Source organism: Salibacterium lacus (genome assembly GCF_042684865.1).
Lineage (GTDB): Bacteria > Bacillota > Bacilli > Bacillales > Marinococcaceae > Salibacterium > Salibacterium lacus.
The window spans coordinates 404,146-422,947 of the sequence record NZ_JBHUML010000005.1 but is presented as its reverse complement, the minus strand read 5'-3'; the positions used below and the strand labels follow the sequence as shown (position 1 = coordinate 422,947).

The 18,802-nt window shown below is 47.5% G+C and carries 22 protein-coding genes and 1 pseudogene; 16 read left to right on the top strand and 7 right to left on the bottom strand.

The features are described from left to right. The first annotated feature begins 6 nt into the window (after positions 1 to 6). From ACFSUB_RS15255 to ACFSUB_RS15235, 5 genes are read left to right on the top strand one after another with little or no spacing between them, the layout of a single operon-like run. Complete coding sequence (locus ACFSUB_RS15255; protein WP_380714117.1) at positions 7 to 1,017, top strand: 6-phosphofructokinase; 1,011 nt, start codon at positions 7 to 9, stop codon at positions 1,015 to 1,017. Further along, positions 1,010 to 1,300, top strand: a complete 291-nt coding sequence (locus ACFSUB_RS15250; RefSeq protein ID WP_380714116.1) for a PTS sugar transporter subunit IIB — start codon at positions 1,010 to 1,012, stop codon at positions 1,298 to 1,300. Before ACFSUB_RS15255 ends, ACFSUB_RS15250 begins: the two co-directional genes overlap by 8 nt. Positions 1,301 to 1,322: 22 nt before the next feature. After that, positions 1,323 to 2,585 (top strand): PTS sugar transporter subunit IIC, encoded by a 1,263-nt coding sequence (locus ACFSUB_RS15245; RefSeq protein ID WP_380714115.1) that lies wholly within the window; start codon positions 1,323 to 1,325, stop codon positions 2,583 to 2,585. Between the two features lie 15 nt (positions 2,586 to 2,600). Continuing rightward, positions 2,601 to 2,993 (top strand): hypothetical protein, encoded by a 393-nt coding sequence (locus ACFSUB_RS15240; protein ID WP_380714114.1) that lies wholly within the window; start codon positions 2,601 to 2,603, stop codon positions 2,991 to 2,993. Positions 2,994 to 3,012: 19 nt separating this feature from the next. Next, on the top strand, positions 3,013 to 3,864 hold the full coding sequence (locus tag ACFSUB_RS15235; RefSeq protein ID WP_380714113.1) for a class II fructose-bisphosphate aldolase: 852 nt from the start codon (positions 3,013 to 3,015) through the stop codon (positions 3,862 to 3,864). A 435-nt stretch (positions 3,865 to 4,299) separates the two neighbouring features. On the opposite strand, the gene ACFSUB_RS15230 is transcribed toward ACFSUB_RS15235, so the two are convergent. From ACFSUB_RS15230 to ACFSUB_RS15215, 4 genes are all read right to left on the bottom strand, one after another. After that, a complete protein-coding gene (locus ACFSUB_RS15230; protein ID WP_380714112.1) occupies positions 4,300 to 4,524 on the bottom strand; it encodes a hypothetical protein in 225 nt (74 codons plus the stop codon). Positions 4,525 to 4,562: 38 nt separating this feature from the next. Continuing rightward, complete coding sequence (locus tag ACFSUB_RS15225) at positions 4,563 to 5,144, bottom strand: Abi family protein (RefSeq protein WP_380714111.1); 582 nt, start codon at positions 5,142 to 5,144, stop codon at positions 4,563 to 4,565. A 745-nt stretch (positions 5,145 to 5,889) separates the two neighbouring features. Next, the gene (locus ACFSUB_RS15220) at positions 5,890 to 6,036 is read right to left on the bottom strand and encodes a hypothetical protein (RefSeq protein WP_380714110.1); all 147 of its coding nucleotides are present in this window, start codon (positions 6,034 to 6,036) and stop codon (positions 5,890 to 5,892) included. Positions 6,037 to 6,060: 24 nt separating this feature from the next. Beyond that, positions 6,061 to 6,390 (bottom strand): hypothetical protein, encoded by a 330-nt coding sequence (locus ACFSUB_RS15215; RefSeq protein ID WP_380714109.1) that lies wholly within the window; start codon positions 6,388 to 6,390, stop codon positions 6,061 to 6,063. Between the two features lie 172 nt (positions 6,391 to 6,562). Between ACFSUB_RS15215 and ACFSUB_RS15210 the strand changes: the two genes are divergently transcribed. Then, complete coding sequence (locus tag ACFSUB_RS15210; RefSeq protein ID WP_380714265.1) at positions 6,563 to 7,222, top strand: cupin domain-containing protein; 660 nt, start codon at positions 6,563 to 6,565, stop codon at positions 7,220 to 7,222. A gap of 61 nt (positions 7,223 to 7,283) precedes the next feature. Here the strand turns inward: ACFSUB_RS15210 and ACFSUB_RS15205 are convergent, their stop codons facing one another. Further along, on the bottom strand, positions 7,284 to 8,126 hold the full coding sequence (locus ACFSUB_RS15205; protein WP_380714108.1) for an SDR family oxidoreductase: 843 nt from the start codon (positions 8,124 to 8,126) through the stop codon (positions 7,284 to 7,286). Positions 8,127 to 8,153: 27 nt separating this feature from the next. Further along, on the bottom strand, positions 8,154 to 9,212 hold the full coding sequence (gene uxuA, locus ACFSUB_RS15200) for a mannonate dehydratase (RefSeq protein ID WP_380714107.1): 1,059 nt from the start codon (positions 9,210 to 9,212) through the stop codon (positions 8,154 to 8,156). A 219-nt stretch (positions 9,213 to 9,431) separates the two neighbouring features. On the opposite strand from uxuA, the gene ACFSUB_RS15195 reads away from it, so the two are divergent. From ACFSUB_RS15195 to ACFSUB_RS15155, 9 genes are all read left to right on the top strand, one after another. Beyond that, positions 9,432 to 10,103 carry a GntR family transcriptional regulator gene (locus tag ACFSUB_RS15195; protein ID WP_380714106.1) on the top strand — a complete coding sequence of 224 codons (672 nt, stop codon included), beginning with the start codon at positions 9,432 to 9,434 and terminating at the stop codon, positions 10,101 to 10,103. Between the two features lie 74 nt (positions 10,104 to 10,177). Then, positions 10,178 to 11,332 carry a Gfo/Idh/MocA family protein gene (locus ACFSUB_RS15190; protein WP_380714105.1) on the top strand — a complete coding sequence of 385 codons (1,155 nt, stop codon included), beginning with the start codon at positions 10,178 to 10,180 and terminating at the stop codon, positions 11,330 to 11,332. 24 nt (positions 11,333 to 11,356) lie between these two features. Further along, positions 11,357 to 12,430: a Gfo/Idh/MocA family protein gene (locus tag ACFSUB_RS15185; RefSeq protein ID WP_380714104.1), complete on the top strand. Its 1,074-nt coding sequence runs from the start codon at positions 11,357 to 11,359 to the stop codon at positions 12,428 to 12,430. Positions 12,431 to 12,616: 186 nt separating this feature from the next. Next, complete coding sequence (locus tag ACFSUB_RS15180) at positions 12,617 to 13,609, top strand: TRAP transporter substrate-binding protein (RefSeq protein WP_380714103.1); 993 nt, start codon at positions 12,617 to 12,619, stop codon at positions 13,607 to 13,609. Between the two features lies 1 nt (position 13,610). Beyond that, the gene (locus ACFSUB_RS15175) at positions 13,611 to 14,099 is read left to right on the top strand and encodes a TRAP transporter small permease (RefSeq protein WP_380714102.1); all 489 of its coding nucleotides are present in this window, start codon (positions 13,611 to 13,613) and stop codon (positions 14,097 to 14,099) included. After that, positions 14,096 to 15,397, top strand: coding sequence for a TRAP transporter large permease (locus tag ACFSUB_RS15170; protein ID WP_380714101.1), 1,302 nt, complete (start codon positions 14,096 to 14,098; stop codon positions 15,395 to 15,397). Before ACFSUB_RS15175 ends, ACFSUB_RS15170 begins: the two co-directional genes overlap by 4 nt. A gap of 21 nt (positions 15,398 to 15,418) precedes the next feature. Continuing rightward, entirely contained in the window at positions 15,419 to 16,840 is a 1,422-nt protein-coding gene (gene uxaC, locus ACFSUB_RS15165; RefSeq protein WP_380714100.1) for a glucuronate isomerase, read from the top strand. Positions 16,841 to 16,925: 85 nt separating this feature from the next. Next, positions 16,926 to 17,318 (top strand): hypothetical protein, encoded by a 393-nt coding sequence (locus tag ACFSUB_RS15160; RefSeq protein ID WP_380714099.1) that lies wholly within the window; start codon positions 16,926 to 16,928, stop codon positions 17,316 to 17,318. Between the two features lie 140 nt (positions 17,319 to 17,458). Beyond that, positions 17,459 to 18,010, top strand: a complete 552-nt coding sequence (locus tag ACFSUB_RS15155; protein ID WP_380714098.1) for an RNA 2'-phosphotransferase — start codon at positions 17,459 to 17,461, stop codon at positions 18,008 to 18,010. Positions 18,011 to 18,103: 93 nt separating this feature from the next. On the opposite strand, the gene ACFSUB_RS15150 is transcribed toward ACFSUB_RS15155, so the two are convergent. Continuing rightward, positions 18,104 to 18,274: a hypothetical protein gene (locus ACFSUB_RS15150; protein WP_380714097.1), complete on the bottom strand. Its 171-nt coding sequence runs from the start codon at positions 18,272 to 18,274 to the stop codon at positions 18,104 to 18,106. A gap of 364 nt (positions 18,275 to 18,638) precedes the next feature. Between ACFSUB_RS15150 and ACFSUB_RS15145 the strand changes: the two are divergent. Beyond that, positions 18,639 to 18,791: pseudogene (locus ACFSUB_RS15145) on the top strand (NINE protein); the annotation flags it as partial. Between the last annotated feature and the right edge of the window lie 11 nt (positions 18,792 to 18,802).

Here is an 18,802-nt window from a genome sequence, read left to right as displayed (position 1 = left end):
GGATGAATGTTGAAAGCAGCGGTGATAACAAGCGGTGGGGATGCTTCCGGTGTGAACGCCGCGATCCGCATGATGATCAGTGTTGATCTCGATTATATAGGCTATCACGGCGGATTCGAAGGGATAGTGAATGAGACTCCTTTCTCGTTTACCAAAGAAGACTTGATTTCCTGGTATAACAGCGGCGATTTGTTCCTGAGAAGCGGAAGAACCGACTTAATGAAAACAGAAACAGGTCCTCTTCAGGTCAAGCAGGCGTTAATGGAGCAGCAGGTGGACGTTCTGATTGTATTTGGAGGCGATGGTTCGGCCAAAGGCGCTTTGAAACTGAAAGAGAGCGGTGTCAACGTGATCCATGTCCCTATGACAATCGATAATGATGTAGAGGGAACCGACTATACGATCGGCCACAAGACCGCTGTCGAGTATATTCAACAGCAGATTATTCGTCTGAGACAGACCGGGAGAAACCTGGGCGGCCGGGTCTTCATTATGGAAACGTTCGGAGGGATGTCGGGTCAGTTAACGCTGGCATCCGGCATCGCAGGTAACGCCGACATTCTGCTGCTTCCTGAATACGATTTCAGTATCAACGATATAGCAGCACGTATCTCACAAGAAAAACAGGCAGGGAGAGACTCCGTCATTATTCTCTGTACAGAATCCGCCTTCCAGCCGGACGAATACAAAAACGGAGATCAGGGCGTGATTTCAAAAATAAGTGAGGAACTCGAGCCTCTGCTTGGTGAGAGAATCCGGCAGTCGATTCCCGGGTACACGCAGCGCTGCGGAGATCCCAACATGGAAGATCAGCTTTGTGCTGCACGTTTAGGCGATTTTGTCCGAAAGAAACTGGAAGAAGAGACGTATTCATTTATGGCGGGATGGAAAGACGGAAGTCCTTGCGCCGTTCCTCTTGAAAATGTGCGCAAGAAAGAGGGGCTGGATGAAGAACTCGCGCAGGCAGCAAAGTATCAGCATTTAATTCCAGGAGAAAGAAGGGATAGCGATGAGTAAAAAACCTGAAATATTGATGGTATGTGGAGCTGGACTTGGAAGCAGCTTTGCGTGCGAAATGAACGTGGAAGATGTATTGAAAGAACAGAATATTGAAGCCAAATTATCTCATTGTGATATTTCAACCGCCAGCTCCACCCCGGCGGACGTCATTGTAACCGGGGCGAATTTCGAGTCACAGTTTAAGCAGTATGACATCCAGATTCCAATCATTTATCTGCAGCGGATGGTGGACAAAAACGAAATACGGGACAAATTGCTGCCGGAGCTTGAAAAACTTTAAACACTGAAAGGGGAGCGGTAAGATGCAGATTATACAATTCATTGTAAATGATATTTTGGGTCAGGCTTCTATCATCGTTGCGTTGGTGGCCATGGTAGGGCTGATAGCCTTAAAAAAATCACCGGGGCAGATCATTACCGGGACGATGAAAACCCTTCTTGGATTTCTGGTCCTCATCGCCGGGACAGAGATTCTCACCGGGACATTGGGCTTTTTGGGAAACGTATTTCAAGAAGGCTTTAACATCCAGGGAACCGTAACAGATGTGAACGCCATCGCGGGTATCGCCCAGCAGATGGTCGGACAGGAAACAGCCTTAATCATGGTGATAGCGTTTGTTGTAAACATTATTATCGCAAGATTCACAAGATTGAAATATATATTCTTAACAGGGCAGGCTTCTCTTTGGATGGCAACTGTTTTTGCACTAGTAGGATACATGGGAGGACTGCGGGGACCCCTATTAGTTATTTCAGGCGGCTTGATTGCCGGTATTATGGCCGTTATCATGCCTGCTATCGCCCAGCCGATCGTACGAAAAGTCACGGGGACAGATGATCTTGCTCTTGCCCACTACTGTACATTCGGCTATATCGTTCAGGCCGGCGTGGCAAAAGTGGTCGGCAACAAAAACAGCTCCACAGAAAACTTCACGCTTCCAAGAAGCTTTGAATTCATGCAGGATACCTATTTATCTATGATGGTGCTTATGGTTCCGGTATATCTCATACCAACCATTGTTGCCGGACCTGAAATCGCTTCAGAATTCACAGATGGAACGAACTATTTTGTGTATGCATTTTTGCAGGCTATTCAGTTTGTCGCCGGTGTGTATGTCGTACTGTCAGGGGTTCGTCTGCTGCTGGCTGAAATTGTTCCGGCATTCCGGGGAATTGCCATTAAAATTGTACCGAACGCAAAACCCGCGCTGGACTGCCCGGTTCTATTTCCTTACGCGCCGAACGCGGTCATCATCGGATTTTTGGCAACCACCGTTGGAACCATCATAGGACTCCTTTTCTTCCCGCTCGTTGGCTTGGCGTTAATTATACCAGGAATGATGACCAACTTTTTCGCAGGAGGTACAGCCGGCATCTTCGCCAATGCTGTCGGCGGCATCCGGGGGACGATTATCGGAGGATTGGCTCATGGTTTATTCATTACCCTGCTGCCGGCGGTGTTTGTAACGGTGCTGGGCGGCTACGGTATTGATAATGTCACGTTCAGTGACTCCGACGTCATCACGATAGGCATTCTGCTCGGATGGTTCCTGGAATTATTCTAATCAGGAGGGATAAGCATGGGACTGATGCAATGGTTGAAAGGTGGAAAACAGGAAGAGGAAAAAACGGCATACCCGGAAATCAATATGGAGGAAAAAGAACAGGAGATCAAAGACCTGCAGCATTCGCTGGAGAGTGACACGGAACCGGACACCAGGGTAGAGAAACTGAATCAGCTGGGAGCGGTGCTCTTTCAAACAGGAAAAGTTTCTGAAGCAATAGAGGTATGGGAAGAGAGCGTTGGGTTTTATGAAAAACCCGGCTATCCCCACGGTAAGCTGATGGAAGCCTATACGAAAAAACAAACCAACGCCTGGAAAACCGGAGATGACGAAGCAAGCGAATATTACGCCGCCAAAATCGACGGGCTGATGAAAACAAATAAAGACTCTATCCGCTATAACAACTAAAAAAGGAGAGATTGTATCAATGTTAGTACCATTACATGAAATCTTAAACGAAGCGAAAAAAGAAGGGTATGCTGTCGGGTCCTTTAATCTGCACTGCATGGAAATGCTGCCATCTTTTATAGAAGCCGCGGAAGAACAGCATTCTCCGATCAGCATTCAGATCTCGCACGGAACAGCAAACTATATCGGCCTCGATCTTATCAAAGCGATGGTGGAGACGCTCGCCGCGAAATCGAATGTGAAAGTTGCGCTGCACCTGGACCATAACAGCGATGTGAATTTTATTAAAAAAGCGGTCCAAGCTGGATTCACCTCAGTGATGATAGACGGCTCCGATCTTCCTCTGGAAGAAAACATTGCAGTAACAAAAGAAGTTGTGGATTTTGCCAGACCGTACAATGTCTCTGTGGAGGCGGAAGTAGGAGCTATCGGCGGAACGGAAGACGGGGTCAGTCTGAAAGAAGACGTAGACTTTACGAAGTCCAACGATGCAGCGTATTTTTACGAACAGACAAAGGTAGACGCCTTAGCGATCTCCATCGGTTCTTCCCACGGCCAGTACCGTTCCAAATCCAAACTGAACTTCGCGGTTCTTCAGGAAATCAGTGAACGGGTAGAGGTACCGCTCGTTCTCCACGGCGGCACGGGCGTGTCTTACGATGACATTCAGGAGCTTATTCATTACGGGATTGCGAAAATAAATATTGGGACCGAACTGAATGTCCGCTACATCGAAGAGGGAAAGAAAACTTTCTCGGAATCGCCGCTTGAAAACTCTCTCCGGAAAGTCCTCATCCCGTGCAACAACCGGGTCAAGAATATTGTGAAAGAAAAGATCGAGCATTTCAGTAAAGCGCCGCTGTATAAATAACACCTGTAACGATTGATGGATCAAACCGGCTGGACGCGCTCCAGCCGGTTTTTTGATGTGCTCTGTTCTTGGCTGGGTCGAGTGGAGTTGGCTGGTAACGGGGTGGGTTTGGCATGTAGTCGGCTTGATTTGAAATGTGAAGGGAAGGATTGGCTCATATTAGATTGGAAGTGATTTAAAAGAATGAACATTGCTTAAATGAAAAAGGGGATTGGACGCATCCAATCCCCTTAAGTGCACGCCGAAGCTGTACACCGCTATTGATTATATTTTATGTTACTACATTTTCATTTATTCGTAAAGCAGAAACTATATTGTATTCTTTAATGTTTTTATTTTATTTCTAAAATCTGACCCCATAATAGAAGTGTGTACGGAAACTGGAACTGAATTTCTTAATTTCTCGGATTCTTCAAAAAGTATTCGAACAAATCGTTAACATTCTGTTCTAGTAACTCCTACTTTTCTTAATAACACCACCAAAATAATAAAGTAATCAACAATATGATTGAATGTAATATTTGAAATAGTTGTTTGAGTTTGAAGATATTCCGTCACTTTAGATGGAGGATCAGCTTTTTTAAACCTGCAATCGAAAATGACAGAATTATGAGCTACTGCATTTCGAAGATCTTTTATTAAGAAAATAACGTCTTCCATGATTCTTCCATTTTGATTATGAGATGTTGTATGTACATTCATACCTTTGCTATTTCTTTTCTGGTTTCGAGGTTCAAGCACTGTAAGAAAAAGCCAAACTCTCCCATGCTGATAACTTCAAAGATTGCCCATAACGGAATAGGTTTATTGCTGTGAAAGAAGTGTTGTATAACCGGTTTTCCCTCATTATAGTTTAAACTTATAGCTTGATGAATTTTATTTCGTAAATCCAATCTTTTTTTCATTTTTTCTCTGTATTTTCGGTTCCCGGTATCTTCACTTTTGTAGTCATTTAAGAAATGAGAGAAAACAGATTCAAAATCAACTGGTCCATAGTTAATTAAAGTATCTAATGTGCGGTTTTTAATAGCGGTTTCAATGAACATTAACTTTGGGTACAATATCGCTTTTAAATTAGCATCGAATTCATACACGCTGACTACTTGGTCAAAATCAGTGTAAGGAATTTCATCTTGAGACCGACGAATGAAACGGTATCCTTTATAACCATGGTAGTATCCCATATTCAGCAGGTCTTTTTTATTTCTACTGCCTCTTATATTAATTCCATGTTTATCTCTTAAATGTCTCATTAATCCATTTAGTGTTTTACCTTTCAAACAGCATACAACCTCCTTTCAAACTACTTAAATTATACAATAAACTTAAATAGTTGTCGTTCTGTTTATCCCGTGTAGAGAGTGGCGTGTACTACGTGATAGAAAAGGAGGGGTGGTGTATGCGGGAAGAATGTCGGAAGGTGCTGCTCGCTTTTTCGAAAACGTATGTGGAGCCGTCGGAGCTTAAACAGCTGTTGTCGCCGGTGGGTGGCTTCGACCTATGAACAATTCGCGCATCTTGTCCGGGATGTGCTCCGTTCTTGGTTGAGTGGAGTGGAGTTGGCTGGTAAAGAGGTCGGTTTGGCATGTATTTGGGGTGATTCGGCATGTAAAGGCGCGAGTTTGGCTGGTACCAGGGGCGCCGGCTTGTATTGGGGTGTGTTTGGCATGTATTCGACAACGTTTGGCGTGTATCTGCCCCGGAACGGCATGTATGGCAGAGGAACGAGGCGGTTGCCGGCGTGCTCCCGGCCGTTTTCTTGTCGAGTGCCCGTCATGCGGCCAAAAGTCGGCGGCGCCATACCGCAAACGTAACGTTAAACGGTTCATAAGACAGTTTGAGGCAGCTGGTGGCCGATCAAACGTAACTGGGCATGAGTCATAACGACGTTTATTGGAGAAAAGTACAGCTAAACGTAAGTAGGAGAAAATACAGGGATAAAATCTGCTTGATCTAAAAAATCAGCCGCATGTCTCCACAGACACAGCGGCCGTAATGTTTTTCGTATGGTGAAACACTCAGGTCTTATTTCTTTTTCACCTTATACCATGCCTGCTGCAGCAGACCGTAGAAATCCAGTTGGTTTCCGATGATGTCAGCGAGTTTCCTCACGAGACCGGTCATGATAATAAAGGAACCAAGTACGATAATGACAGTTCTTATACTCTCCACCAAGGTGCGGCCTCCTGTTTTCTATTACTCTGATGCAATACTTGTTTTTTTCCATTTGATATAGGTGTACCCGATTTCAATGGCGGAGGCAATGATGAAAATGGCGGCGAGAGCGATGTAGACGTTTGTTGTCATGACGGGGACGAAGTATAATCCAGCGATGATGACGATACCAGCCGGCAGGGTCCATAATGAGCGGCGCAGTCTTCTGCGGTAACTCAACCGGTAATAGTTCAGCGCTTTTCCGGAATCGACCACACCCGATTTCTCGTTTTTCACTTTCGCCACGATGTAGTAAATCCAACTTCCGATTAAACCAATCAAGATATAAATAAACAGCATGGGAACGGTCACCGGTATCATCCTTTCGAAGTGAGCTCATGAAAAAGGAATACGATTCGATGGAATTTCTTTACGTTTATGATATCATAAACCAAATGCAGGTCAATGCACGCGGCGGTAGGCGGGTGTCACATTCTCTTTTGTTTCACATAACGTGATAAAAAAACAGGAGGGTATTGATATGATGAGAGATCCGTATACCGAGCATCCGGCGGCGGAACCGCAGTATTTTTTCAATCTGAATACGAATCGTCTGTTCACGCGGAATGCGCAGAACTACATTAACAGGCTGGGTCGGGATAATCTGAATACGCTGGGGGATGTGTCGCTGCTCGACATTTATCTGAGCAATGCGCACGTGGTGGAACCGCATTATCATCAGAACGCGTCGGAACTCGTGTACTGCATATCCGGGGCCGCGCGGATTTCGCTGATCAATCCGTTCACCAATGAAATCACCACGTTCCGGATCACACCGGGGGAAGTGGGCAATCTTCCGCAGGGCTGGTGGCACTGGGAGATCGCGGAGGAAAATAACACCCATCTTCTCGCCATTTTTGACGCGCCGTACCCCGAATACATTCTCTACTCCGACCTGCTCTCGAAAACGCCGGCGGATGTGATGGCCCAAACGTACTGCATCGACCCCGATACCTGGGAGGAAGCGATCGCGCCGCTGCAGGGCGAGACGATCATCATCGGACCAACCGATGCATGCGCCCAGCAGCAGCAACAGCAGGTCCAGGGCACCATGCAGCAAAACAACCAACCCGCCCAGCCGCAGTCCCTGCCGTACCACGAACCGTACTATGTTTACCCGTATCCACGCTATCCGTATTATTAATAAAAAAAGGTCAGATATCAGGCGTTCTGCCTGTAGTCTGACCTTTTGCATAATCAATTTTTTATACCCCGGAGTAGGCCATGAATCCGCCATCGACCGGTACGGTGACGCCGGTGATGAATGTGGAGTAGGCGGGATCTGCGAGCCACAGAAGCGTGCCGGATAAGTCATCGGGCTGTCCGAAGCGGCCCATCGGCGTCTGATTCATGATTTTTTGGGAACGGGGAGTCATTTGATCATTCTCATCCATCAGCAGAGAATAATTCTGCTTGGTGAGAAAAAAGCCGGGAGCTATCGCATTACAGCGGATGTTTTCTTTCGCCATATGCACAGCAAACCACTGCGTGAAATTCTCGACCGCGGCTTTGGCTGCGCTGTAGCCAGGAACCTTGGTCATCGGGCTTGGGGCGCTCATGGATGAAATGTTGATGACCGTGCTTTTTTCATCGTGGATCATATGCGGAAGAAAGACCTGTGTGGCCAGGACCGCGCCAGTGAAGTTCACCCGGAATACGTGATCCATGCCTTCTTCGGTGACATCGAAAAAAGAACTGGTTTCTGCATCTTCGACGTCCTTCATACTGAACTCTTCATTGGTGGTTTTGGCTTCCGGGTGATTTCCGCCGGCGCCGTTAATGAGAACGTGGTATTTGTCATAATGCTGCTGGATTTTTTTGTTCGTTTCTTCAATGTCCTGCTTTTTCGTCACATCGCAGGCAAAGGCAACCGCTTCCCCGCCTTGCTCGATGATCTGATCGACGGTCTTCTGCGCGTTTTCTTCTTTTCTGCTGAGAACGACGACTTTCATTCCCTGCGCTGCCAGCGTTTCCGCCATTTTGCCGCAGAGAACGCCGCCTCCTCCTGTAATAACTGCTACTTTCCCGTTCAGTGTTTCGTGATACATGATTTTCCTCCTTTTTTCCGCGTGGAATCAGTTTTTGTTTAACGTGTCCCAGCTGCCGTGCAGATACATAATGCCAAGAGACCGGTCATAAAGGCCGTAGCCCGGACGGCTGTTTTCCTTCCAGAGGTGTCTGCCGTGATCGGGACGTATAACACCCTGAAAACCGATATCATGATAGGCTTTTAAAATATCAAGAACAGGGACCGATCCGTCGTCTTCGCGGTGCGACGTTTCAATAAAGTCTCCATTATCAAAGCGCTGCACGTTTCTCACGTGGGCAAAGTGTATTCTATCCTGGAAATCGTAAATCATTTGAGGTATATCATTGCCGCTTGAGGATCCGAGTGCTCCGCTGCACAGGGTCAGCCCGTTATATGTGCTGTCCACCATGCCGGTAATCGTCTCCAGATGCTCATAATTCGACACGATGCGGGGCAGATTGAAAACTTCCCACGGCGGATCGTCGGGATGCACCGCAAGCGCAATATTACACTCTTCACACGTAGGAATAACCTTTTCGAGAAAATACTTCAGGTTCTCCTGCAGCATTTCTTCCGTGACGTGCTCGTACTGTTTGATGGTAGATGAAATGTGATGCAGCCGCGAAGGCTCCCAGCCCGGCATCGTAAACTCCGGGTTCGCCAGCACCTTGTTAATAATATCTTCCGGCGTGGCGTGTTCCACCTGTTCGTTTTCATAAAACAAAGCGGTCGATCCGTCGTTTAATTCTTTGTGAAGGTCGGTTCGTATCCAGTCAAATACAGGCATGAAATTATAGCAGACCGTTTTTACCCCTTCGGCCGCCAAATTCTGCAGCGTTACTTTATAATTTTCGATGTATTGTTCTCTGGAAGGAAGGCCGAGCTTAATATCTTCATGTACGTTGACGCTTTCGACGACGTCAGCCTTGAATCCTTTGGATGTGATGTTCTTTACTTCTTCCGCGATTTCATCTCTCTGCCACACTTCCCCGGCTTCTTTCTGATGCAGAGCCCATACAATCTGGGTTGTATTTGGTATCTGCCGGATGTCTGCCAGAGAGATGCTGTCATTATTCCCTCCGAACCAGCGGAACCCCATTTCCATTGACCGTCACCTGCCTTTGCTTGAACTAATTATGGCTTTTATGCTAACATACTTGTATACAAGTATCTATAGTTGATTTCATTTTATTCCTGTTTTCACATCTTCTGAAATAAGGCAGACCAGGAATAAACGGGCCGGTTTATCCGAAACGCCTGTTTTATCGTCTATGATGTTTCTGTATACTGGTACAAAAAGAAGTAAGGTGGATAATAGAAGGTTATGGAAAACAACTCCGCACAGAATGTCTCCGTTAGAAGTTATGTCTATGACAAGTTAAAAAGCGACATCATGAAATTAATCTATAAGCCCGGCCAGCGGATTACGGAAAATGTCGTATCCGATCACCTGAATGTGAGCCGGACACCGGTAAGAGAAGCTTTCTTAAAACTATCAGAAGAAAGATTGATTGAAGTTTATCCCCAAAGAGGGACGTACGTGTCTCTTATCAACAAGAAACTCGTCGAAGAGTCGGTGTTTATCAGAGAAAATCTGGAGCTTGCCATCGTGAAACTGGCGCTGCAGCAGTTCGATGAATATTATATGTTCATGATGGAAAAAAACCTGGCAAAGCAGAGAGAATACGTGGATTCCCCGGAATACGTTCAATTATTTGATCTTGACCAGGAGTTTCATGAAATCTTGTTCGCCGGCGTGGACAAATTTTATTCCTGGAGTATTATTGAGAACTCTATGGTGAACTACAACCGAATCCGGATGCTCAGCTTAATATCTTCAGTGAACTGGCAGCTCTTAATCAACCAGCATGAAGAAATATTTAACTCCATTAAGGAGAAAGATGAGGAAAAGGGAATTACTGTGATGAAAGACCACTTAAGCCGGCTGACGATTGATATTGAGAAGATAGAAGAAAAATTCCCGGACTATTTTTAAAAAAAACTAGCTACTTGTATACAAGTATGTTAGTATTTTAAAAAATACATTCTCTAATTATCAGGAGGGTAACAATGCTTAAAGTTGGTGTTATAGGTGTCGGGGCGATTAGTTCGTCGCATGTAGAGGGGTATTTGGAAGTGGATGAAGAGATTCAAATCGCGGCTTTATGCGATTTGTATGAAGACAAAGCGGAAACGATTAATAAAAAATATGAACTGAACGCATCAGTGTACACAGATTACGAGAAGATGCTGGAAAACGAAGAACTGGATCTCGTATCCATCTGCACACCACCGTTTACCCACAGCGATATAGCAATTAAAGCGATGGAGCACCGCACACATGTGCTGGTGGAGAAACCGATGGCTTCTTCCCTCGAAGAATGCGACCGGATGCTGGAGGCGAGCGAAAAATATGACGTCATTCTGTCGGTCATCGCGCAGAACCGCTTCAAGAATCCGATGATGAAACTGTCGAAACTGCTCTCCGACGAGACCATTGGAAGCATTAATCACACGCAGATTGATTCGCACTGGTGGAGAGGGTTCAACTACTACGACTTGTGGTGGAGAGGAACCTGGGAGAAAGAAGGCGGCGGCTGCACGCTGAATCACGCGGTCCATCATATCGATATTTTCCAGTGGCTCCGCGGCGCACCGGCTGAAATATCGGCATTTATGTCCAACACCGCCCACACCAACGCAGAAGTAGAAGACCTGTCGATTGCTATATTCCGCCACGAGGACGGAGGACTGTCGCAGGTAACAAGCTCTGCAGTGCATCACGGAGAAGAACAGAAGCTGATATTCCAGGGAGACAAAGCAAAGCTGGAAGTCCCATTTGATGTAAAAGCCTATACCCAGCTCGAAAACGGCTTTCCGGAGACGAACGAAACACTCCAGCAGTCGATCACTGAGACCTATAATCAGCTCGAACCACTGCGGTATGAAGGCCACACCGGCCAGATTCACGACGTCATACAGGCCGTGAAAGGGAACAAGGCTCCTCTTGTTACCGGAGAAGAAGGACGCAAAACACTGGAAATCATCATGGCGATTTACGAAGCCGCGACAGAAAAGAAACATGTAACGCTGCCGCTCACCAAAGACAGCAGCTTCTACTCCAGAGAGAGCCTGCTGAACCATGCACCGCATTTTTATGAGAAACAAAACAGCGTCGACAATTTCCAGAATAATGAGATTTCTGTACACGGTGACTACGAATAATACAACGAAGGAGGGAACGCAAAAATGAGTAACAACGATGGAATGAATTATGCTCCAAAAGGCAAAAGCGAAAAAGTAGTGCAGGACGGGGAGTTCAAGGTTGGAATCGTCGGCCTCGACCACGGGCACATTTACGGCATGAGCAACGGGCTGAAAGAAGCAGGAGCGCAATTGACCGCGGTGTACGATGAAGACAGTGAAAAAGTGGAAGCGTTTATTCAGGAGCATCCTGAAGTAAAAAAAGCGGATTCTGAAGAAAGTGTACTGAACGACGCTGAGATTCAAATGATAGCCGGGGCGAAAATTCCATCCCAGCGCGGCGACCTCGGTTTGAGAGTGCTGGATGCCGGAAAGCATTATTTCACGGACAAAACACCGTTCACGACGAAAGAGCAGCTGGATAGAGCGCGGAAGAAAGTCGACGAGACCGGACTGCGCTGGTTTGTGTATTACAGCGAAAGACTGCACGTGGAAAGCGCCGTCTATGCCGGCGACCTTATCAAAAGCGGCGAAATCGGCGACGTGGTGCAGGTACTAGGAACAGGTCCGCACCGCAGTAACATTGCTTCAAGACCCGAATGGTTCTGGCAGAGAGAACATTACGGCGGCATCCTCTGCGACATTGCCAGCCACCAGGTGGAGCAGTTTCTGTTCTACGCGGGGGCCGACGACGCCAAAGTCATCCACAGCAAAGTAGGGAACTACGCGCATAAAGACTATCCTGAATTCGAAGACTTCGGCGATGCCACGCTTACAGCAGACAATGGAGCGTCCAATTATTTCCGCGTCGATTGGCTCACACCGGACGGCCTTGGAACGTGGGGCGACGGCAGAACCATTATCCTTGGAACAAAAGGCTATATTGAGCTGAGAAAGTACGTGGACATTGCGAAATCCGCGGAAGAAGATCATGTTTACGTTGTCAATGACAAAGAAGAGAGATACGAGAATGTGTCCGGTCAAATCGGCTATCCATTCTTTGGCGAAATGATTCTGGACTGCCTGAATCAAACCGAAAAGGCGATGACGCAGGCTCACATTTTCAAAGCAGCCGAGCTGGCACTGGATTCACAGGAGCAGGCGCTTAAGATCAACTAAGGCGGCCGCGTGCTGTCATGCCGGGCAGGCGGGAAAGAAGGTGGATGCAGCCCTTTCCCCGCCTGAGCGCGGCATGTGTCTTTTTTCATTATGTCGTTTGAAAGCGTTTTAGATTTCGGGTTGGAAGTACATATCCGCGCATCATACATCACAGCATTTGCTGAGAGGAGAAAGGGGCCGTCCACCATGAAATGGTTAGCAGGAATTAAAATCATCCTTCTTGTAATTGTTCTTTCCGCCTGCCAGACCGCACAGGGGGAAAAGGATACGTCTACGTTAATACTGGCACACAGCCACCCTACGAGCCATCCCATTCACAAGGCGATGGAAGTACTGAAAGAGGAAGTAGAGGAGAAAACAAACAATGAACTGCATTTAAAAATATATCCTAACGGCAACCTTGGGTCGGAACGGGAAGTCATCGAAAGAACCCAGATCGGCACCGTAGATATCGCCAAAGTCAGTGTGAGCAGTCTCGAAAGCTTTGAGCCTTCGTACGCGATTTTCAGCCTGCCGTATCTGTTTGAGAACAAAGAGCAGTTTCACCGAGTGATGACCAGCTCTGCTATCACCGAAGAACTGTATAACAAAACGATAGACAGCGGCTTCCGGGGGCTGTCGTACTACAGCGGCGGTGTACGGAATGTGTATACCGCCGACCGGCAGGTTCAAAGTCCCGAAGACATGCAAGGGTTGAAAATCAGGGTTCAGGCCAGTCAAACGAGCGTTCAGATGATTAACGCGATGGGCGGCGTACCGACTCCGATGAGTTACAGTCAGGTGTATACCGCCCTGCAGTCCGGTGTGATCGGCGGCGCGGAAAACAACGCCACGGCCCTGACAAGCAGCAATCACGGGGAAGTCGCCAAGAATTATTTCTACACCGAACACTCCATCGTACCGGACATGCTGATCATCAGTGATAAAACCTATAATCAGCTGTCAGACGAACACCGCCGGATTCTGCAGGAGGCTGCGTCAACGTCCACCAACCATCATAGAGAGCTGTGGCAGAAAGCGGTCAATGATGCAAAAGAAACCGCCAAACAAGAAATGAACGTGAACTTCCAGGAAGTGGACAAACAGGCCTTTATTGAAGCGGTGCAGCCTATGCATGAACAGTTCAAAAACGACCCCGCCACCTCTGACATTTATCAAACCATAAATGAGGTGAAGTAATATGCAGATGGTCAAACAATCCGTAGATAAACTTCTTTTTGGTATCAATGTACTGCTGCTTGTAACGATGACTGTGCTGTCCATCTATCAGGTATTTACCAGATACTTTCTGGATGTACCAAGCACCATTAGTGAGGAAATGGTTCGTTTCTTATTAATATGGTTTGCGCTCTTTACGACAGCTTATGTGTTCGGGCAGCAAAAACATATCGCCATCACGGTACTGCTTCAACGCTTCACGGAGCGTATGCAGCGTGTGATTTTCAAACTGATTCAGGTCTTTTGGTTCCTGCTCAGCACTGGTTCTCTCATCATCGGAGGAATTATTCTGATCACGTATACCAACCAGGAGACATCTGCCGCGCTTGGTATAAGCATGATGTATGTCTATCTGGCCCTGCCATTAGCAGGATTGTTTATCGCTTTTTATTCGCTGTGGTACCTGGCAATGCCCGCCGGTACCATGGAGGAAATGGAGGGAAATGAATGACGACAGCACTCGCTGCAACTCTACTATTCGGCTCTTTAATTGTTTTACTATTGATAGGAACACCTATAGCGCTTGCGACAGCGTTAAGCGCCATATTCACTATGCTGTGGATTCTTCCCTTTGATCAGAGCTTAACAACCGCGGCGCAGCAGCTGGCGGTAGGTGTGGATAATTTCACGATTCTCTCCATTCCATTGTTTGTGCTGGCCGGTATCATCATGAATAACGGTGGTATCGCCTTTAAGCTCATAAACCTGGCGAAACTATTTGTCGGCCGGCTGCCCGGTACGCTGGCCCACACGAACGTGGTCGGGAATATGTTGTTTGGCTCGATCTCGGGCTCGAGTGTGGCTGCCGCAGCTGCGATGGGTAAAATTATAACCCCTATGGCCAAAAGGCAGAACTACCCCGTCAATTATATAGCGTCCGCCAACATTGCCTCGGCCCCGGCAGGACTTCTGATTCCGCCGAGCTCGATGTTGATTGTGTATTCCCTTGTAAGCGGTGGGACCTCGATTGCGGCGCTGTTTATTGCCGGATACATCCCCGGGATTTTGTGGGGACTGGTGGTTATGACCATCGCTTATTTCATTGCCAAACGCAACGGCTACGCGGTTTCCGAAAAAATAAGCTGGAAAGATAAAACATTTATCGTACTGGATGCTGTTCCAAGTCTTCTGCTTATTGTTCTTGTGATTGGCGGCATTGTCGGCGGTGTCTTCACCGCAACGGAAGGCGCTGCGGTCGCGGTTGTGTATGCAACAGTATTATCCCTGATATACCGGGAAATCAGCATCAAACAGATTGATGTTATTTTTAAAGAAACATTTGAAGTGACCGGGATGATCCTGTTTTTAATTATTAGTTCGTCTTTGTTTTCCTTAATGATGTCGTACCTTGAGATTCCGAGCGGCATTAGTAACGTGATGCTCTCTATCAGCGATAATCCGATTATTATTTTGCTGATCATGAATCTGCTCCTGTTGTTTATGGGAACCTTTATGGATGTGACACCGGCGATTCTTATTTTCACCCCGATTTTCTTCCCGGTGGCGGCGGACCTTGGCGTGGACCCGGTTCACTTTGGTATCATCATCGCCTTTAATCTGTGTATCGGAAGCATTACCCCGCCGATTGGGAGTGTGTTGTTTGTCGGGACGAGCGTGGCAAAAGCCAATTTTGAAAAAGTCATTAAAACACTGGTGCCCTATTTCGTGATTCTTATTGTGATGCTGCTGATCATCACATTCTTCCCGCAGCTGAGTCTATTTCTGCCGGATCTGTTCGGCCTGCTGTAACCCACCATCGGAGGTGTTTAAATGAAATCTTTTATGAATGACCACTTTTTGATTCATAACGACAAAGGCTATCAATTGTACAAAAACGCAGCAGAAGGACTGCCGATTCTGGATTATCACTGTCATCTGCCTGCAAAAGAAATATGGGAAAATGAACCGTTTGCCAATTTGTCTGAAGTCTGGTTCACCGGAGACCATTACAAGTGGCGGGCGATGAGAATGTACGGCATCGAAGAACGTTTCATCACCGGGGATGCCTCCCCCTATGAGAAATTCGAGGCTTACGCGTCTGTCATGCCGAACCTGCTCGGGAATCAACTGTACCACTGGTCCCACATGGAACTGAAGCGGTACTTCGGTGTCGACCGCGAATTAAACGCATCCAATGCTCCAGGCATATGGGAAGAAGTGCAGCGAAAACTCGAGCAGAACGCGCTCGCGCCGCGGGACGTTATTCAACTGGAAAACGTGCAGATGATCGGCACGACCGACGACCCGGTCGATTCTCTCGCGTACCACGACCTCCTGGCAGAACATGAGTCGTTCGATGTATCGGTACTGCCTACGTTCCGACCGGACAACGTGTTCAAAACCGGAACGGCGTTTAATGAATGGGTCGACCAGTTGGAAAGCGTGACGCAGAGCACTATATCAAGTGCAGCCGCGCTTAAGCAGGCGCTGCTTGAACGGATTACCTTTTTCCATGAAAGAGGATGCCGTTCCTCCGACCACGACATCGTACAGCTAGTCTGGGCGGACTGCACGAAAGAAGAAGCCGAAGCCATTTTCGAGCGTCTTCGAAGCGGACAGTCCATCAGCGAAAAACAGCAGCACCAATGGTTCTCCTGGATCATGAGCTTTCTAGCCAGGCACTATCATGAACACAACTGGGTCATGCAGCTTCACATCGGCGTGCTGCGCGACGCCAATCAACGCGGAACAAAGGAAATCGGGAAAAACGCCGGGTTCGACGCGATTAATGAATTGAATACCGCCGAGCACCTGACGCACCTGCTCAACGACTTGAATACAGACAGGAAGCTGCCAAAAACCATCCTATATTCGGTGAACAGCAAAGACTTCGACGTGCTGAGCACCATCGGCTCTTCTTTTTCCGAAGAAGGTCTGGCCGGCAAAGTTCAGCTCGGTGCAGCCTGGTGGTTCCATGACCATGTCGAAGGCATCAAAAAACAGCTGCAGACCGCCGCCAACATCGGCCAGCTCGGCGCGTTTAACGGCATGCTGACAGACTCCCGCAGTTTCCTGTCCTACACGAGACACGATTATTTCCGAAGAATCTTGTGCAGTCTGATAGGCGGCTGGATCGAAAACGGAGAACTCCCTGACAACGACCCGCAGTGGGAGAATATCATCCGAAACATCTGCTTCAACAACACGAATCAATTTTTTGATTTGAGGTTTGAAAAACAGCAGGATTCATAAGGCATGGCATGGAATACACACAAAGCGGAGGCGCGCAGCCTCCGCTTTGTTACTCAGCACCAACGAACAAGTTAGGAGTGGCGTAATGAGTATATATAGTATTCTGTTATCCGCGTTCCTTGCTCCATTTGTGTTTGCAGCGATGGGAAGCGGCCTGCACAGCCTGCTGCAGTCCGGAGCCAATAGTGCCCTTACGTATGGATTGCTGCTCGTCTATTCGTGCCCGGTCTTTTTGATACTGGGGATCCCCATCTCTTTCTGGATTCATAGAGGTACAGGAGCAAATAGGGGCCTCGGGGTGCTTCTTCACACCGGAGCGGGCGCTGCTGCAGGAAGTATCAGCCTGATTTTTGTCTCTGGACCGGTATGGGCCGGAACACTGCTCGGTGCTGCTGCAGCCCTTGTGTTTGTCCTGCTGCAGGTGCTGGTCGAAGTGTTATCGGGGAGAAAAAGGGGAACAGCAGCATCGAGGCGCTGATATCTGAGGCTCAGGCGCCGATAAATGGCCCCAAACCGCCGATAAATTCCTGAGCACCACTGATATAATGAAAAAAGCGCCGATATTCCGGCGGCAACCGCTGATTGCTTGTCACCCCGCTGATAACAGGAGGATAAAAGATGCAGCAAAAAGAGAAAAAACGGTACAGCAAGGTGCTGAGCCTCATGCTGCGGCATGAACCGGAGGCCTTTGGCATTACCCTGGATCATCAAGGATTTACGCCGCTGGAGGACGTGGTGCATGCGCTCCGCCGCAAGGGATCTTTTCCGCGTGCAACGAAGGAAGAGATTCACACCATCGCAGCCGACAGCGACAAACAGCGGTTTGAAATCGTGTCCGGTCACATTCGCGCAAGGTACGGCCACTCCGTGGATGTGGAGCCGCACGACAAAGAGACGCCTCCCCCGTACCTTCTGCACGGCACGCATGCTGATGCCCTACCCGCCATCCGCGGGCAGGGCATCACCCGGAGAAACCGACGCTACGTGCATTTGAGCGAAAACGAAGACTTTGCCCAGATCGCCGGACAGCGGCGCGGGCAGGCGGTACTGCTGACCATCGACACCGCTGCTGCCGAAAAAGCAGGCGTCACCTTTTTCCGCGCCGGCAGCGGCGTATGGCTCAGCACCAACATCCCGCCGCATTGCGTAGTGGAGGAGAACAGGATGTAACCTGACCGCCGTGGCGCCGATAAACTTCCTTCAACCGCTGATGCAATAAAAAAACATCCAATTTTATTTGGATGCACAGGGTCATCAACCGCTTCACCGGCGGCTTTTTCTATCTTTTTTCATAAAATCATGCATCAGACGACGGGTTTCCTCCCGTTCTTTTTCCGAGTCAGGAGGATAAGCATAGACGCCTTGATGTTTAGAATCGATAATATCCGTTAGATTCCCGATGGTCCATTTCTTGTGCTTGAACCTAGAATGCATCAGGGTCACCTCCACCTATATGTAAGTATATTCTCATTAATTAAATCGTGAGTTACTGGTCTTCGAGTCCGTTCCTCCAAACTTGCTCGAACACTTTAACGATGGAGAAGGCGAGTGTGCTGAATAAAGACAATTCCGGCATTGGATATGAATAAGAAAATCGCCGCAAACGATTTTTGAATTCGGTGATACGGGCACGATGGCAATAATATATCTCAATTTTCTATGTATTCTTTTATTTACCCTCTTTCAAGGAAAGGCAATGTGTTAAAATCAGAATAAATTATATTCATGATTTAGGACTAGATGGAGCTTTAGATAAACACAGATAATAATGAAAATATAATTCCGGGAAGTGATTTGATTGCAAAGGCCGGCTTGGATAGGATACGTATTTTCCATCTTTTTAGGATTTATAGGAGTGCATTGTTTTTACTATGAAAAATATATAAGAGGCACCATATACCTTTTACTTACAATGCTCCAACTTTCATTTATCCCTATGATATTAGGGTGGATAGACATGAT

Bases quoted from the DNA above. Each gene is read 5' to 3' on its own strand.
- ACFSUB_RS15160 (WP_380714099.1), top strand. From the start codon at position 16,926: ATGAGTATATATAGTATTCTGTTATCCGCGTTCCTTGCTCCATTTGTG.
- ACFSUB_RS15180 (WP_380714103.1), top strand. From the start codon at position 12,617: ATGAAATGGTTAGCAGGAATTAAAATCATCCTTCTTGTAATTGTTCTT.
- uxaC (WP_380714100.1), top strand. From the start codon at position 15,419: ATGAAATCTTTTATGAATGACCACTTTTTGATTCATAACGACAAAGGC.
- ACFSUB_RS15185 (WP_380714104.1), top strand. From the start codon at position 11,357: ATGAGTAACAACGATGGAATGAATTATGCTCCAAAAGGCAAAAGCGAA.
- ACFSUB_RS15190 (WP_380714105.1), top strand. From the start codon at position 10,178: ATGCTTAAAGTTGGTGTTATAGGTGTCGGGGCGATTAGTTCGTCGCAT.
- ACFSUB_RS15155 (WP_380714098.1), top strand. From the start codon at position 17,459: ATGCAGCAAAAAGAGAAAAAACGGTACAGCAAGGTGCTGAGCCTCATG.
- ACFSUB_RS15250 (WP_380714116.1), top strand. From the start codon at position 1,010: ATGAGTAAAAAACCTGAAATATTGATGGTATGTGGAGCTGGACTTGGA.
- ACFSUB_RS15240 (WP_380714114.1), top strand. From the start codon at position 2,601: ATGGGACTGATGCAATGGTTGAAAGGTGGAAAACAGGAAGAGGAAAAA.
- ACFSUB_RS15150 (WP_380714097.1), bottom strand. From the start codon at position 18,274: ATGCATTCTAGGTTCAAGCACAAGAAATGGACCATCGGGAATCTAACG.
- ACFSUB_RS15205 (WP_380714108.1), bottom strand. From the start codon at position 8,126: ATGTATCACGAAACACTGAACGGGAAAGTAGCAGTTATTACAGGAGGA.
- ACFSUB_RS15195 (WP_380714106.1), top strand. From the start codon at position 9,432: ATGGAAAACAACTCCGCACAGAATGTCTCCGTTAGAAGTTATGTCTAT.
- ACFSUB_RS15235 (WP_380714113.1), top strand. From the start codon at position 3,013: ATGTTAGTACCATTACATGAAATCTTAAACGAAGCGAAAAAAGAAGGG.
- ACFSUB_RS15230 (WP_380714112.1), bottom strand. From the start codon at position 4,524: ATGGAAGACGTTATTTTCTTAATAAAAGATCTTCGAAATGCAGTAGCT.
- uxuA (WP_380714107.1), bottom strand. From the start codon at position 9,212: ATGGAAATGGGGTTCCGCTGGTTCGGAGGGAATAATGACAGCATCTCT.
- ACFSUB_RS15210 (WP_380714265.1), top strand. From the start codon at position 6,563: ATGAGAGATCCGTATACCGAGCATCCGGCGGCGGAACCGCAGTATTTT.
- ACFSUB_RS15245 (WP_380714115.1), top strand. From the start codon at position 1,323: ATGCAGATTATACAATTCATTGTAAATGATATTTTGGGTCAGGCTTCT.
- ACFSUB_RS15170 (WP_380714101.1), top strand. From the start codon at position 14,096: ATGACGACAGCACTCGCTGCAACTCTACTATTCGGCTCTTTAATTGTT.
- ACFSUB_RS15175 (WP_380714102.1), top strand. From the start codon at position 13,611: ATGCAGATGGTCAAACAATCCGTAGATAAACTTCTTTTTGGTATCAAT.
- ACFSUB_RS15255 (WP_380714117.1), top strand. From the start codon at position 7: ATGTTGAAAGCAGCGGTGATAACAAGCGGTGGGGATGCTTCCGGTGTG.